We start from the raw sequence: 16061 nt of genomic DNA, 5'->3' as shown, positions 1-16061 counted from the left end.
GAGATTCGTACCCTTAAGGAGGTACCGACCATGTTAGCCACTGCCATCAAGAAGAAAGAACAGGAATGGTTTAAAGAAGGCCTCACGTTAGGCGAAGAAAGAGGCCGTTTAGAAGGTCGCAACGAAGGTCGCTTAGAAGGCATGGCCCTGGGCGAAGAAAAAAACCGCCGGGAGACCGCCCGGCGGATGAAGGCCCGGGGGATTGAGATTGATATTATTACCGAGGTGACCGGCCTTTCCCGGGAGGAGATTGAAGAACTGTAGGCGAGCGGGGGATGGGACCCTGGGGACATCTAGGGGTTCCACGGCCTTCAAAGGGCGCTGGCACGCCCCTGAGGAGTGCCGGGGTGGTGCTTGTTAGTGCAACCCAGAGGCTATAGTTACCAAAAAGGACTGCCCGAGGGAAGGTACCGTATCTATCTACAACACGTTCACCCTGTAACTGGACTCCCCAGACTATTTCTTTTCTGATATACTGAAGCGTAATGTTTATGAACAAGGAGCCGCTATTTTATGGCACAGCGCGCAAGAGAAGCAGCAGACAACAGTTTCGCCCGTTATATGAAAGAGAACCTCGGAAGCAGGGAAAAATACGAAATTGGCCAGATGGTGGAAACCACCGTTGAATATATTTCGGATGACACGGTATTCCTTCAGCTCGGCGGTAAAAGCGAAGGGATTTTAGATAAAGCGGAAGTGCTGGACAAAGAAGGAAACCTCACAGTTAAAGTAGGAGACCCTATCCGGGTGTTCTTTGTAAAATCTCAAAACGGACAGCTCTATTTTACAAGGCGCCTCAGCGCTGACAAAACTGATCTTTCCCTGCTGGAACAGGCGTATAAAAACAAAATACCCGTGGAAGGGGTCGTCGAAAAAGAAATCAAGGGCGGCTACGAAGTAAAAATCGGCGAGGGGCGGGCCTTCTGCCCCTATTCTCAGATGGGATTAAAACGGTCGGAAGATACCTCAAGCTGGGTTGGGAAACACCTTACCTTTATAATCCAGGAATATAAGGATGGGGGCCGGAACCTTATCGTCTCCAATCGAGCCATAGAAGAAGCGCTGCAGGCAGAGAAGGTCGCCAAGCTCAAGGAAACCTTAAAAGAACATGCTATCGTCACGGGGAAGGTTACTTCCATCCAGGATTTTGGCGCCTTTGTGGACCTTGGCGCAGTTCAGGCCCTGCTGCCAGTATCAGAAATCAGCCGTGAACGGGTAGAGGATATCAGAAAGGTCCTTCAAATAGGACAGGAAATCCGGGCGGAAATCATCAAGCTAGATTGGAACACGGAAAAAATCACCCTGAGCATGAAGAGCCTCCAGGAGGACCCCTGGAACAAGGCGGAGGAAAAGTATCCTGTAGGCTCAAAACATTCAGGGAAAGTGGTTCGCATTACCGACTACGGAGCCTTTGTGAACCTGGAGCCGGGATTGGATGGCCTCGTGCATGTGTCAGAACTCCGTGGCGGTGGTAAATACAATAATGTAAAAGATGCGGTCCGCATTGGTCAGACCCTCACCGTCCAGGTGCTCGAGGTGGACAGCAACCGAAAACGCATTTCCCTTAAACCTGCAAGCTCCGCTGAGGAAGAAGCGATTTCCCAAAAATACATGGCCAGCGATGATGCGAACGACACCTACAATCCCTTTGCGGCCCTGCTCAAAAAGAAATAAAAGAGCTATTTCAAAAGTGTCCGGCACTTAGGGCCTAATGAATCCAGCGAACCTCGGCGCAGGGACCCTCAAATATATTACCACCTGGTATACTTGATATAGATGGCATCCCATTATTTTTTTGAAAGTCGCCGTTTTTCCCCAGAAATATTTTGCATCTTATCCAGAAGTCGATAGGAAACAACGCCAAGCACAGTCATAATTACCGCCATAATGCCGTACGAAATCGGCCAGGGGATTCCTGCGGTTATCATGGTATATTCGGACATGCCCCCAATGCCGGCAATAAGGTTAAGGGGCAAAAAGATACTGTTCAAAATGGTAAGCTTTTTCATGAGCATATTCATGTTATTATTAACGATAGACCCGCGGGCATCCATAAGCCCCGTAAAAACCTCTGAGTAAATTTCCGCCTGCCGGGCCGCTTGTTCTACTTCTATCTGGAGGTCCATGAGAAAATCCATATCCCCCATCTGATGATGCTGGATAAACTGGGCTAATTTTTGCAATACCACCCGATTACTGTTAATGGCATCCAGATAGTAAATGAGGATTTCGCTTAACGAAAACATCTGGAGAAGATACTCATTTCCCATGCTGCTATTAAGCTTTTGTTGTATTTCTTTTGACAGCATCTTGATAACCCGCAGATGTTCCACAAAATGGCGGATAGTCCGTTCAATAATCACCAAGAGGATATCGAAGGGATCATTGATTTGACGGGGGGCCGCATTTTTGCCAGAGATGGAGCCAAAATAACCACATTCATCTGCGGAGATAACAATGATGATACTTCCAATTACAAAAAGCCCCATAGTTACTACATTAAACGATGAAAGTTCATTCAATCTAATCGTCGTAGGGACCTTCCAGATAAGGGTGGTAATACCTGTTTCATCGTCATATTCCAGACGGGCCACTTCTTCAGGATCAAGGGCAGAAGCGATGTTGTGGGGATCGAGATTGTAGGTATTTACAAGTTCATCCATCTCTTTCTGGGTTACCTCAAAGAAATGTAACAAGGCAGGAGTATCAGTGCTTTCTACAAAACCCTGCCGAGAAAAACTGTATTTCCGTACCATGGTTCTCCCCTATTTCCTCATATTCCCGTGACAAACCCTCTGCTATAGGGTAAAAACGGCTCTTCTCTTTAAAAAATCTACAAAAAAGCTACCCAATTTCTGTCACAGGAGGCTATTCTTCACAAAAGGCCCCCTGCGATCACCCCTTAAAACAAAGCTTTAACCCTTGCATAAGGGGCCAGGACCCATTACTCTCATTGTAGAACACGGATCCACAAAAAGCAAAAGGAGGCAATCATGCGGTACGAAATTCACCATGCGCCCGTTTTTTCTACTCTTCATATCATACTTGATGCACAAGAACAAATTAAAGCCGAGGCCGGAGCCATGGTGGCCATGAGCCCTTCCGTGGAGCTCCAGGCTAAAACCACCGGCAAGGGGTTTTTCGGGGCCATCGGCGCCGCCCTGGGCGGAGAAAACATCTTTGCTTCGCTCTTTACGGCTCAAGAGAATGGAAGCGAGCTTATCCTTGCACCGTCCTACCCCGGCGACATTCTGGTAGTAGAACTAGAAGGGAATGGGCTTTTCGCCCAGGGCGGCGCCTGGCTGGCCAGCAGTCCCGACATAGAGCTACAAACCAAGGGGTCCATGAAGGCCCTCTTTTCAGGGGAAGGGCTTTTCCTCCAACACCTGCACGGTCGGGGAATGGTGTTTCTTTCTTCCTACGGAGCTATTATCAAAAAAACGCTCAAGGCAGGAGAAAACTACAAAGTAGATGCGGGACACATCGTCGCCTTTGAAGAAACGGTTCAATATAAAATACGCACCGCCAGCCGGGGACTCATGTCGAGCGTATTCAGTGGCGAAGGACTCGTCTGCGAATATTATGGGCCCGGCACAATCTGGATCCAGAGCAGGAACCTGCCGTCCCTTGCCAAGGTCCTGGAACCCTATCTCCCCAAACCCTCGGCGAACTCCTAGTTCTTGAATACTCCGTCCTGGATAATCCTTGACGAAAAAAAGGGAGCCCGCTGGCAGGCGCTCCAGCTGCAAGGAACAGCCGCTCCCTTTTTCGTACGGCAAAGTAACAACTTAAAATTTTTCCAAAAGATATAAATACTCTTTTACATGCAGGGGCCGGCTCGCGAGATTCCTACTTCCCCGAAACACGTTGTAGGAGGTCTCAAGAATTTCGAGGCGCCCATATTTTTGAAGAAGCCCCTGCATTTCCTGGAAAGAAATAAAACCTTCTGAATTAAAAGAGACCAGTACATATTTGGCCCGTATTTTTTCTATTATTTCGGCCAGGGCTCGAACCGCAGAGGGTCGACTATTATAGGCCGACCGCTTCCAGTCCTTTGGGATTCCAGAAACCTGAGAGATGGCTTCTGGCTCCCGGTACTGGACGATAAGATTAAGCATGAAGTAGTTAGATCCATAGGGATGCTGATTGTAGGGAGGATCAAGGTAGGCCACATCAACCTCTGGGACAGATTCGCATATTTTGTTTGCATCCCCATTCAGGACCTGGCAATAACAGGAAAAATTACTTAACACCGGATACGGTAAGGTAATCTCTCCTTTGATTCGATACAGCGCATCCTGGTTACTACCGCCGAACTGTCCTATCCCGGTATGTCTGTTTTTATAAAACCCCTTAAAAATCCCTGCGGTGTTTGCGTGGATAGAAGCTTCGGACAACAGGGGGCCCAGGAAAAACTTCTGTAACTGCTGAGGAACCTGGGCAATAAGCTGCCGGGCCGTATCCAGGTACTGGGCATTTCTTCGGGTGTAAAAAACCCGCTCTCCCTTTTGTATGTTTGCATCGTCCTGAGGGGCATAGAGGCGGCTTATAAAACCTTCTCTGAGCGGTTCGTGTTCCAGGGTCCACCGGATTCTGGAAAAATATTCTTCGAATTCTTTTTGAGGAAAATCTTCTCTGTTGGTTAAATAGCACTGATTTATCACCGTGGCATATTCTTCAAGATCATTGCAGTACAGCTCAGAGGAATACTGCTTTAAAAGTCGCGAGACAATTCCTGAACCGGCAAAAACATCAAAGGTTTTTAGCTTTTTACAATGCAATTTTTTTCTGACCCGCTCAATTCCTGCGGCAATAAAAGGAAGCAAATTCCTTTTATTTCCCAGGTACGTAATAAGTTGGGTACTCAGGTAATCAGGGTTTTCCGCTATTGCAATGCCTTCCCGGTCTGTGAGGAATTCGACTCCCCCCTGCCCAGATAAGAGACCCTCGGCAAGGGCTTCTGACTTTTTAACAAACAAAGGGGCTTCTCCTAGGAACATTGCTCTGCTCCCCCTCTTTCAGGGTATCAAAGGGATAAGAAGATCCACCAGTTTTTGGAGAGGAGCTACATCATCTTCATCAAACATGGCAAGCCTATCGGAATCGATATCAAGCACCGCAAAGACCTGGTTTCCTTTTTTAAGCGGGAGGGCAATTTCACTCTTAGAACGAATATCACAGGCAATATGCCCCGGGAACGTATGCACATCGGGCACCACGATGGCCTTTCCACTGGTGGCGCAGGCCAGACAAACCCCCTGGCCTTTTAATACCTGACAGGCGAGGGACCCCTGGTAGGGACCCACATGGAGTTCATCCGGGCCCGCCACAAAATAAAAGCCCGTCCAGAAATGGTGGGGCAGGTTTGTATGGAGAAGGGCTACCAAGGTAGCCATACCGGCAATAAGATCGGGACTCGTGTCCTTTATAAGAGATTCAGAAAGCTCATAAATTTGAACATAGGTATCCATTCTACGGGCATCCACCATGGTACGCGCTCCTCTCCTTCACAATACGGGGCTCCCTGAAAAAAGCCCTCATTCTCAGGAATCAAAAGATAAAGAACTCTGCACCAATATGCAACACCTATCGCAAAGGCGGCAACAAAAAGCAGCAACACATTGCCAAAAGCCGTCTCTTTGGGCATACTCAGCCTATGAAATATCGGGTGTTTGTGGATGGCCAGGCAGGAACCACGGGCCTCCAGATCATGGACCGGCTTGCCGCCCGGTCGGACTTAGAAATTCTCCAGATTGATCCAGAAAAACGGAAAGATATAGAGGAACGGCGGAAATTGCTCAACCAGGCGGATGTGGCCTTCCTTTGTCTCCCCGATGATGCAAGCCGAGAATCGGTTGGGCTTGTAGCAAATGATCGGACTATCGTGATTGACGCCAGTACGGCCCACAGGACCAACCCCGCCTGGGTATATGGGCTTCCCGAGCTTTCCCACTCCCAGCGAGAGGCCATTGGGAAGGCAAAACGAATCGCCGTTCCTGGCTGCCATGCCACGGGCTTTGTGTTGCTTGTTCGGCCCCTCGTGGAGATGGCTCTTCTTCCTTCCGATTATCCTGTTACCTGCCACTCGGTAACGGGATACTCTGGCGGTGGGCACAAGCTCATCGAAGCTTACAAACAGATGGAAGGGGCCGGCAAGGGCATGGAAGCGGCCCGGCATTACGCCCTTACGCTCCAGCACAAGCATGTGCCGGAAATGCGCCTCCATGGGGGGCTTTCTGTGGCCCCTCTTTTTACCCCCATCATAGGGAATTTTGAACGCGGAATGGCTGTGGCCATTCCGCTCCAGTTGTGGAGTCTGCCGAAAAAACCGCGTTTGGAAGACATTCACGGCTGTTACCGCGCCCATTATGCGGGACAGCGCTTTGTCCGGGTCCAGCCCCTCGGAGAGGCGGCCCTTCCCGAGGCAGGATACTTTGATCCCACCGCCTGTAATGGGACGAACCGGGCAGAGATCTTTGTCTATGGCCATGAGGAGCAGGCCCTCCTTATCTGTCGGCTTGATAATCTCGGCAAAGGAGCCTCGGGGGCGGCCATGCAGTGCATGAACATTGCCCTGGGGCTCGATGAAGGCCTGGGCCTTATCGAATAACGAATCCCTGGAAGAGAAGGAATTTCCCCATGACCTATCGGGCTATAGATATCATCCAAGAGTTACCAGGTATCGAACTGCTGCCCCCGGATACGGTGGACGGTTTTGTAGAAGGGAACTCCGAGACCCGCATCACCGGCGTGGCGGTTACCTTTCTTGCAAGCTGGGACCACTGCCAGGAAGCGCTTCGCAGAAAGTGCAATTTAATTATCACCCATGAAGGAATCTGGTATAGTCACCGGGACCAGGTCCCAGAGAAGCTCCCCCAGGGAACACGAGACCCGGTGTACCTGCAGAAGCAGAGGTTCCTCAAAGAAAACCAGATGGTGGTGTATCGCTACCACGATGGGATTCACCGGGCCCTTCCCGATCGGATTACCGCCGGGGTGCTCCGGGCCCTTGCGTGGGAACAGAAAGAAATCATTCAGGAAGCGGCCTATTCTGTGGTGGACCTCCAGCAACCGCTAGGGGATATTCTTTTCCATATTCAAACAAAGCTGGGTGTTTCTCACCTTCGGTATATGGGTTCCCCCGATTGGTACATTCGCCGGGCCCTTGTGGCGGTAGGGTATCGGGGCGGGGGAAGCCTGGTGCTTCCCCTCATCGAAAAAGAAAACATTGATCTTGTGGTATACGGGGAAGGTCCAGAGTGGGAAATACCCGAATACCTTCGGGACGCCCAGGCGATGGGCTTCCCCAGGGGGCTTATCATTCTCGGCCACGGAGAAAGTGAGTCCCCCGGTATGGATATTTTAACCCTGGAGTTACAAAAAAAATTTCCCTCTCTCCCCGTGTACTATCTGGCACATCAATCTTTATTTGCTATACTATAAGCTATATACAAACAACACAAAGTACTAAAAAGGAGGCAAGGTGCAATGTCTGCTCTGCTGTGGCTTTCCATTGGGATAGGGCTTATGGCGTTGGAAGCCATTGTTCCCGGCTTTATTTTGTTCTGGTTTGGAGCCGCCGCTCTGGTGGTGAGTTTTTCCACCTGGGTGGGGCTTACCACCCAATTAGAATGGCAGCTCTTGATATTTTTTCTTTTCGCCATTAGTTCTCTGGTTCTCTGGTTTTCCTTCGCAAGGAAACGCTTTAAAAAAGATGGGCCCCGGGATATTACCATTAGCGGCCAGCGGGGAATCATTACCAGTGAGGTGGTCCCCGGGAAAATAGGAGAAGTGGAACTATTTGATTCCCTTAACGGCCTCAAAAAATGGAAGGTTATCGCTGAGGTTCCCCTCCAGGTAGGGACAGAAGTGGAAGTAGTGGAAACGAGTGGAATCAAGCTAAAGGTTAAACCGGTGGATGAACAAAAATGAGAAGAACAAGCCTTAATCAGCTCAGGAATGCACAGGCTCTGCGGAAAGAGTGGAGGGGCTTCTTTTTTCGGGTCCCTAAGAGACCCTCAGGGTGGTCCAGAAAACTCAGCAAACGAAGGTAAAACCTCGTCCCCCAGGGGCGTTGTAAAATTTAGTTTTTAAAAGGAGGTGCACGATGCTGTATATCATTGGGGCGGTGGCGCTTTTGGTGATCATCATCATCATAAAGGGGATCCACCTGGTGCCACAAAAAGAAAACTGGCTGGTAGAACGATTTGGGAAATATGAGCAAACCCTCAAGCCGGGGTTAAACCTGATTAACCCTATCTTTGCCCGGATCGCGGCTAAGATAGATATCCGGGAGCAGGTCCTGGATCTACCCCCGCAGGGAATCATCACCGAAGATAATGCCACCGTAAAAGTCGATGGGGTGGTGTTTTTTAAAATTACCGACCCCTTTAAGGCCTATTACGGGATCCAGAATTTAAAAATCGCCATAGAAAACCTCGCCCTCACAAGTCTCCGTTCTATTATGGGAAAGCTTACCCTGGATAATTCCCTTTCCTCCCGGGATAAGATCAACGCAGAACTCCTGGAAATTCTGGATAATGCCACCGATCCCTGGGGAACCAAGATTACCCGGGTCGAAATCAAAGATATTCAACCCCCAGAGGATCTGCAAAAAGCCATGGCCATGCAGATGAAGGCAGAACGGGAACGACGAGCCACCGTACTCGAGGCGGAGGCCCAGCGAGAAGCCCAGGAAAAGAAGGCCGAAGGCTTTAAGCGCGCCCAGATCCTGGAAGCGGAGGCCCGTAAGGTCGCCGCCGAACTGGATGCGGAGGCCCGGGAACGGCTTGCCCTCGCAGAAAGCCGGGCCATTGAATCGGTAAGCCAGACCTTACGGCAAACCGGCGGCGACCCGGTTACCTACCTTCTGGGAATTGAGTATATCAAGAGTCTGGCTAAACTTGGTCAATCCGAAGGCAGCCGAATCATTGTTCTTCCTGCGGATTTGCTGGAAACCATAAAAAATCTTTTTAAGACCAAAGCATAAAGAAGAAAGGGGCGGGACGAGCGCGCAGGGGGAATCTCTCGCTTCCCAGGGGATCTGTCCCAGGGGGAGCACCTGCGTGGCCCTCTCATTATGGAGGGTATGGCGGGGACCTACCTTTAACAGAGGTTCTCCACGCCCTTCAGGATGGGGTCCATTCTTCCAGGGGGGCCTTCCCGCCATACGAACAGGTGGTGTATCCTGTGACTATACACAGGCCAGATACTCCGCCTGATCCAGAAGATCCGCCACTGTCCGTTCCCAGAATTTCTTAGTTCCCCATTCAGGATAATGGTGATAAAAAGCCCGGTCATACCGTTGTTGGGCCTGCCAATAAAGGTAATGGAACATGCGGTACAGGCGGAACACCTCAAGGTGGCAGGGATCAGCCAGTTCTATCTGATAGAATTCCCGATATCCTTTAAGAATATGTCGCAGTTCCTGGGGGCACCTCGAAGCATGATCAGGCAAGAGGACCCAAAGGTCCTGGAGAGGTGGTCCCGCGATCATGTCATCAAAATCGATAACGAATAAGCCTTGTTCACCGCAATCAATAAGGTTCCCCCTGTGAAAGTCGCCATGAAGCGTGATAGGAGCATAGCCAGATACAATCGGGGACAGGGCAGCGTCAAGACGCGCCGCTACCTCTCGCAGGTTATTCTGGATTTCCTCTTCAATTTCAAAGGTCTCAGTAAAATACGCAAGGAGCTCAAGGGGGGCCAGGGGTGGGAAGCGGCCCCGCTCAGCAAGCGAAAACTGAGAACCCACCACATGCAGGTGTCCCAGCAGGGCCCCCATACGAACGTAGTCTTTTTCTCCTTCTGGATCAAAGGGGAACCCCTTCAGCTTGGGATAAAGGGCAAAATACATTTCCTGGTCCGGTTTTCCATTTTCTTCTATGATGAGGGTCTGCAACGTGTCCCCTTCCTGGTTGGGAAACGGACAGACCACCGGAACCTCATGCTGGGCAAGGGTTTGGACAAAACGATGTTCTTCTAGAATCTGGGCATAGCTCCAGCGCTGGGGGCGGTAAAATTTTGCAATATACTCTTTTCCTCCCACATCCCGCAGTCCAAATACCCGGTTCACATAGCTCGCACAGGAATACAGGGTGGATTCCAGTTCCAGGCCATACCCCTCTTCTACACTTTCCAGAACCAACTCCGGGTCCAGCATATCAAAAGGAACAAAGGGACTCTTGTCTTTCCCATGATTTTTCTTTTCGTCCATACTGCAAGGGTACTGGCCTTTTTTAAATCCCGCAAGATGAGGGCGCTTTTTTTCTGAAATCCTTTTGGTAAACATCCCTCTCGTCGGGGCCTTTTATTATGTACTTTCCATCGGGCCTGGGGTGCCCCCAGGATGTTTTTCCCGGGGGCAATACCGTTGGTTCTCTGATTTTTTTTCAGAAGCGTCCTTATTTTACGGCTATGGGTTTAATATGCCAAATATCCTGGACATATTCGGCGATGGTGCGATCGGTAGAGAATATGCCCGACCGGGCCACGTTAATGATAGCCGCCCGGTTCCACCAGTCCCGATCCGCATAGGACTTAAGGGCCTGCTCGTGGGCCTGGACATAGGCATCAAAATCGGCGAGCACGTAATAGACATCGGGCCGGTTTCCTTCCACCCCGTACACCAGGGAATCATAGAGTTCCCGGAAGGCGGTCTGGAATTCATGGCCAAAGGTGCCATCGATCAGTTGATGCACCACCCGGGCAAGGGCAGGGTTTCGGCCGAGGTATATTTTAGGATCGTAGGAATGGGTCGCTTCGATGGCGGCAATTTCTTCGGCGGTAAGACCAAAAATAAAGGCGTTTTTGCGTCCCACCTCCTGTACAATCTCCACGTTAGCCCCATCGAGGGTTCCCAGGGTCAGGGCCCCATTCATCATGAACTTCATGTTACCCGTTCCGCTGGCTTCTTTCCCGGCAGTAGAGATTTGTTCTGAGATTTCCGCCGCGGGAATGATCTTTTCCGCCAGGGTAACCCGGTAGTTTTCCGCAAAAACCACCTTCAGGCGGCCCTTAACACGGGGATCCGCCTCAAGCCGAGCGGCCTCCGCGCAAATAAGAGAAATAATCGACTTTGCCCGCCGGTATCCCGAGGCCGCCTTGGCCCCAAAAATAAAGGTCTGCGGTGGCATCTCCAGAGTAGGATCATCAGCCAACTTGTTGTGGAGATACATAACATGAAGGATATTAAGGAGCTGGCGCTTATACTCATGGAGGCGTTTTACCTGTACATCGTAAATAGAAGAAGGATCCAGGGTTACCCCCTGGCTTTTAGCAAGATACCGGGCAAGGGCTACCTTATTGGCATGCTTAATTTGGGCAAACCGTTCACGGAATGCCGGGTCCTCTGCAAAGGGCTCTAACTCTCGCAGTCGAGCAAGATCCGTTTCCCAACCGGGGCCGATGGCTTCGGTGATAAGGGCAGATAAACCGGGATTGCACAGCTTAAGCCAGCGCCGCTGGGTTACCCCATTCGTTTTATTATTGAAAATCTGGGGACGCCATTCATACCAGTCTTTGAGTTCCCGTTTTTTAAGGATCTCCGTATGAAGCGCCGCCACCCCATTCACCGAAAAACTTCCCACGATGGCGAGGTGGGCCATATGGATCATCCCATGGTTGATGATGGCCATGCGCTGCTGCTTATCCCAGTCGTTCGGATACAGCTTCCGTAACTCGTCGGTATGACGGCGATCGATTTCTTCTACAATAGTATAGATCCGTGGCAAAAGACCAGAAAAAAGATCGATAGGCCATTTTTCCAATGCCTCCGCCATGATGGTATGGTTGGTATAGGCAAAAATGCGAGTGGTAATCGCCCAGGCCTCTTCCCATCCAAGCCCCTCCTGATCCATGAGAATTCGCATCAATTCAGGAATAGCCACCACGGGGTGGGTATCATTCAGTTGAATTACCACCAGGTCAGGTAGTTTTGAAAAATCATTCCCATACTTTCGTTTAAAGGAACGAACTATGTCCTGGAGGCTCGCAGAAACAAAGAAATACTGCTGCTTGAGCCGCAGGGCCTTGCCCGAGGGACCACTATCGTTGGGGTAGAGAACCCGAGAAATATCTTCAGCCTGGCAGGCCTTTTCCACCGCCCTGAGGTATTGCATCTCATTAAAGAGCTGAAGGTTAAAGCCGTCGGGACTGTAGGCTTCCCACAGGCGAAGGGTGTTTACGGTTTTCGTGTTATACCCGACAATCGGCATATCATAGGGTATAGCCCGTACCACCTCGGCCCGATCGACATCAAAGTATTGTCGCCCTTTTTCATCTACCTTGATGACCACTTCGCCCCCAAATTTCACGTCCACCGCATGGTCACTGCGTTTAATTTCCCAGGGGTTCCGATGCTCAAGCCAGTTATCGGGCTTCTCCACCTGGCGGCAATGTTCTATTTTTTGTTCAAACATGCCATAGCGATACCGAATACCATATCCATGGCCAGGCAAATTCATCGTCGCAAGGCTATCCAGAAAACAAGCGGCCAACCGACCAAGTCCACCGTTTCCTAAGCCCGCATCGGGCTCTTGTTCCTCAATTTCATCATACTCATATCCCAACTCCTGGAGCACTTCCTGGACCATGGGTAAAATTCCCAGGTTAATCAGGTTATTCGTCATGGCCCGCCCCATGAGGAACTCCGCCGAAAAGTAATACATTTGTTTTATAGGATGATTATCAAAGGCCCGGCGGGTAGCCATCCAGTTGTCAAGGATATATTCCATAGCCGAAGCGGCCACCGCATCGTAAATATCGTGTTTAGTGGCCTCTGAGAGGTCCTTACCATATCGCCGTTTTAAACGAAGGCGAATATTTTCTTTAAAGGTGTTTTTATCGGTATTCATTATCAGTCCTCCTGGCTGCATCAAAATGCCCCCCATTCTATCCCACAAAAGCCGGTCTGGGAAAAAACAAAAATGCCGCATATCCTGGGGGCCTCTTTTTCGGCCTTTTTGCTAAACCGGTTTATGTTGCAGTATTATACCGAAAAGGGCCCTCAATTTCTAGAGCGGCCAGAGATTTTAGAGAGGACATTTTTTCCACTGGTGATAATAGGGATTTACTTCCCGCTCTTGCCCAATAGTGGTGGGTTCCCCGTGACCGGGATAAACCTCCACTGAAGGTTCCAGGTTTTCGATAAGGGATACCACACTTTGACGAAGCGCCCTACCGTCTCCACCGGGAAAATCCCAACGACCTACGGCCTCTTTAAACAGGGTATCCCCTGAAAATAGGCAATTTCCCCAGCGGTAACATACCGAACCGGGGGTGTGTCCCGGAGTGTGGAGTACTTCCACCTGACTCCCCTGAAAAGGGATAGTATCGCCATGCCGAAGCTTTGTTAAGGAAAGGGCGTTCATATCCCAGGGACGAGAAATCCCAAATTCGGTGTACCCATTCCACTGGTCATTAGACACAAAAGCACTTTCCGCTTCGTGAAGATATATGGGTACCGGGAACACATCCACTGCCCCGGTATGATCAAAGTGTCCATGAGTAAGGAGTATGCCTTCTACCTGCCATCCTCGTTCTTTGATAAACCGTCGTATCCGATCCTTTTCAAAACCGGGATCGATGATCAGGCAATGACCATTGTTCTCAAGAATATATGCGTTCACCTCAAGGGGACCTTGAAGTACCAGGGTGATTACCGAAGGGGTCATAGATTTTTCTCCTGAATCCGAAATTAGCAGGCCTATTGTATAGTATTCCTCAACAACTTTCACCCCGAACTAAGGATAATCAGTTGAAATTCCTCCGTGGGGCCATGAAAACAGATTCCCCACGCAGGCCCGAGGGGATTGGCCCACCCCAAAAACAGGGCCCCGGATGGATCCCTTTAAAAGGTTCCGTCTCGGGCCCCCGCCTTCCGCTACCGGGCCCCCTCTTCCGGTACGGGGCCCCCGGCACCCCTCAAGGGCTTTATCGGGCGCCCTTATCTCTTACCACATCTTCCCCTTAGCTTTTTCAGATTTTCTTAAGGATTGAAACGATAAGCCCCGGGGATAGCTTCCCCGGGGTGTTCCTTACAATCTTTGCTATTTCAAATATCCCTCTGGATCGATAACTGCTTTATAAGCTTCCTTAGCTTTAAAGGTCCTATCAAAAAGCAGGGGACTTCCATTGGAACGCCAGCTCTGATGATCCGCCTTTCCCCAGAAGGTCACCCGCTCGATATGGGAGGCATATTTCTTGTAGATCCTAAAAAGCTGAGCATACAGCCGCGCCTGGGCCCGTTCTTCTGCAACAGTAAGCGGAGGCGTTCGCTGCGCCCCATAGGAACCGGCGGGGATATCCAGTTCGGTAATGCTGATCTTTACCCCCGCATCGATAAGGCGGGTAATCGTTTTTTCCACATCCACAGGGTTAAGATTATCCACCCAATAGTGGGACTGGAGACCGATTCCTTCAATCAGAGGACGATCAGGCTGGGTGTTCCGGGGATCGGTCTTCCATTTCTTATTCAAATCCTCTGCCATCAGTGCCATGGCTTCCCGTTTCCAGGCATCGGTTTCGTTGTAGTCGTTGTAGTACAGCGTAGCCCCCGGATCCACCAGGCGGGTAAACACAAAGGCATCGTAAATATAGTCGGCCCCACTTTCCCCTTTGCTTGTGTCCGCTCCATTGGCATAGGCCCGGTACCAGGGAGAAGCGGTCCGCAAAACCGTCTTCCAGTCTGAAGGGATCATACTCCCCCCATCAAAGGCTTCATTCACCACATCCCAGGAGATCACCTTCCCGCGGTAGTGACCTGCCACATTTTTGATATACTCTTCCATATTGGCCCGCGCTTCTGCCCGGGTGAGGGGCTTACCACTTGCGTCCTGGGTAAGCCAGGCAGCCGATTGGGAATGCCATACCAGGGTGTGCCCATGTACCTTGATATTGTTCGCCAGAGCCCAATTTACGAGCTTATCCGCGTTGGTAAAATTGTACACCCCCTTTGCAGGGCTCAGGTACTGGGGTTTCATATCGTTCTCCGCAGTTACCGCGTTGTAGTGGTGCTTAAACATAGCAACCGTGTCAGGGTCGGTGGTCTCGTGGAAATTCATGATGTTACCCACCAGGAAATAGTCCTTATACACCACCGCAAGGGAGGGAAGAGAAAGGTCCCAGCGGGCTACTTCTACCGCCTTAATGGCCCCCACCTGTTCGATAAGGATATCATCCAGATACCAGACGTCGGGATGACTATCCTTGTCGTTGGTTACCAGTCGGAAATCGATACTGCGAAGGGGAACCGAAAGGAAAGGGGTAACCACATTTACTTCTTTCCAGGTATCCACCGGGAGAATGCCGAAATTAGCAGGGAGCTTCATATCGCTGCGGGGATATTCTTCGTTCAGAACAACCCCCGGGCCCGTCAGGGTTCGTTTGCCTTCATTTCCTACAGAGGGGGCATAAAACCAGGCAATGATTCGGTAGGTGGTACCGGCCGGCAGTGGCTCTTTAAAGGTAAGTCGAACCGCATTGTAGGCACTTACATAGCTTTCCCCTTCTACGTGGGTTACCTTTAAGGCCGTATTATTGCTCCGCCCAAAATTACTGACCCATTCCACCTTAGAAGATGAATTGGGAACAAAGAGTTTTTCTTCTTCTTCCTTATTATCAAAAGAAAAGGCCAGGCTAATTTTAGGGCCGCTTACCTCCGGTTCTTTCTGGACATTCGAAGCTGCTGCCGGTTCTGCGGGTTTTTCCGTTTTACCTGCCGGTTTTACGGCAGATTGGCAGGAAAGGGCAAAAAACGACAGAAATAAAAGGGTCCCCCAGAGGAACCTACTTTTTCCTAAATTGGTAAAAATTTTCATCGAGCACCTCCTGTATATTCCCCAAAAACCTCTTTGGCCGTATAGACCGCCACCTATTATAATAGCCTATTATAATAGCATACTAGTATATTAGTAACCTTTTTATTTTACCCATCCTTCTAAAGGGAATACCACCCATCCGGGAAGAATCTCAGCCCTATTTATAGAAAAACCCAGTCCGCCATCTTACAGACAGAAGGAAGAATCTTTTTGGCTCCCTTTACCTAACGACAAAGAGAGGGC

13 protein-coding genes and 1 pseudogene are annotated in these 16061 nt (G+C 50.2%); 7 read left to right on the top strand and 7 right to left on the bottom strand.

Annotation, left to right across the window (positions count from 1 at the left end; genetic code table 11):
- Together C5O22_RS13010 and C5O22_RS13005 are read left to right on the top strand one after the other, a co-directional pair.
- A pseudogene (locus C5O22_RS13010) lies at positions 1-264 on the top strand (Rpn family recombination-promoting nuclease/putative transposase); the annotation flags it as partial.
- Positions 265-513: 249 nt separating this feature from the next.
- Positions 514-1674 carry a 30S ribosomal protein S1 gene (locus tag C5O22_RS13005; protein ID WP_132782504.1) on the top strand — a complete coding sequence of 387 codons (1161 nt, stop codon included), beginning with the start codon at positions 514-516 and terminating at the stop codon, positions 1672-1674.
- Between the two features lie 113 nt (positions 1675-1787).
- On the opposite strand, the gene C5O22_RS13000 is transcribed toward C5O22_RS13005, so the two are convergent.
- Positions 1788-2756 (bottom strand): magnesium transporter CorA family protein, encoded by a 969-nt coding sequence (locus C5O22_RS13000; protein WP_132782502.1) that lies wholly within the window; start codon positions 2754-2756, stop codon positions 1788-1790.
- 237 nt (positions 2757-2993) lie between these two features.
- Here C5O22_RS13000 and C5O22_RS12995 point away from each other — a divergent pair, with 237 nt between their 5' ends.
- Positions 2994-3677, top strand: coding sequence for a TIGR00266 family protein (locus C5O22_RS12995; protein ID WP_132782500.1), 684 nt, complete (start codon positions 2994-2996; stop codon positions 3675-3677).
- Between the two features lie 111 nt (positions 3678-3788).
- On the opposite strand, the gene C5O22_RS12990 is transcribed toward C5O22_RS12995, so the two are convergent.
- Together C5O22_RS12990 and C5O22_RS12985 are read right to left on the bottom strand one after the other, a co-directional pair.
- Positions 3789-4889, bottom strand: coding sequence for a DNA adenine methylase (locus tag C5O22_RS12990; RefSeq protein ID WP_243692953.1), 1101 nt, complete (start codon positions 4887-4889; stop codon positions 3789-3791).
- A gap of 129 nt (positions 4890-5018) precedes the next feature.
- On the bottom strand, positions 5019-5489 hold the full coding sequence (locus C5O22_RS12985; protein WP_132782496.1) for a GAF domain-containing protein: 471 nt from the start codon (positions 5487-5489) through the stop codon (positions 5019-5021).
- Between the two features lie 167 nt (positions 5490-5656).
- Here C5O22_RS12985 and argC point away from each other — a divergent pair, with 167 nt between their 5' ends.
- From argC to C5O22_RS12965, 4 genes are all read left to right on the top strand, one after another.
- Positions 5657-6610: an N-acetyl-gamma-glutamyl-phosphate reductase gene (gene argC / locus C5O22_RS12980; RefSeq protein ID WP_132782494.1), complete on the top strand. Its 954-nt coding sequence runs from the start codon at positions 5657-5659 to the stop codon at positions 6608-6610.
- A 29-nt stretch (positions 6611-6639) separates the two neighbouring features.
- Entirely contained in the window at positions 6640-7443 is an 804-nt protein-coding gene (locus C5O22_RS12975; protein WP_132782492.1) for a Nif3-like dinuclear metal center hexameric protein, read from the top strand.
- A 45-nt stretch (positions 7444-7488) separates the two neighbouring features.
- Positions 7489-7932 (top strand): NfeD family protein, encoded by a 444-nt coding sequence (locus C5O22_RS12970; protein WP_132782490.1) that lies wholly within the window; start codon positions 7489-7491, stop codon positions 7930-7932.
- Positions 7933-8107: 175 nt separating this feature from the next.
- Entirely contained in the window at positions 8108-8989 is an 882-nt protein-coding gene (locus C5O22_RS12965) for an SPFH domain-containing protein (RefSeq protein WP_132782488.1), read from the top strand.
- A gap of 204 nt (positions 8990-9193) precedes the next feature.
- Here C5O22_RS12965 and C5O22_RS12960 read toward each other — a convergent pair whose 3' ends face one another.
- The 4 genes from C5O22_RS12960 to C5O22_RS12945 all read right to left on the bottom strand — a co-directional run bounded on the left by C5O22_RS12960 (position 9194) and on the right by C5O22_RS12945 (position 15818).
- On the bottom strand, positions 9194-10216 hold the full coding sequence (locus C5O22_RS12960; RefSeq protein ID WP_165910528.1) for a serine/threonine protein kinase: 1023 nt from the start codon (positions 10214-10216) through the stop codon (positions 9194-9196).
- A gap of 187 nt (positions 10217-10403) precedes the next feature.
- Complete coding sequence (locus tag C5O22_RS12955) at positions 10404-12854, bottom strand: glycogen/starch/alpha-glucan phosphorylase (RefSeq protein WP_132782485.1); 2451 nt, start codon at positions 12852-12854, stop codon at positions 10404-10406.
- A gap of 177 nt (positions 12855-13031) precedes the next feature.
- A complete protein-coding gene (locus C5O22_RS12950; RefSeq protein ID WP_132782483.1) occupies positions 13032-13673 on the bottom strand; it encodes an MBL fold metallo-hydrolase in 642 nt (213 codons plus the stop codon).
- A gap of 375 nt (positions 13674-14048) precedes the next feature.
- The gene (locus tag C5O22_RS12945; RefSeq protein WP_132782481.1) at positions 14049-15818 is read right to left on the bottom strand and encodes an endo-1,4-beta-xylanase; all 1770 of its coding nucleotides are present in this window, start codon (positions 15816-15818) and stop codon (positions 14049-14051) included.
- Positions 15819-16061: the final 243 nt, after the last annotated feature.

The organism is Treponema sp. J25 (assembly GCF_004343725.1).
In the GTDB taxonomy this organism is placed as follows: domain Bacteria; phylum Spirochaetota; class Spirochaetia; order Treponematales; family Breznakiellaceae; genus J25.
This window is presented reverse-complemented; position numbering and strand designations above follow the sequence as displayed.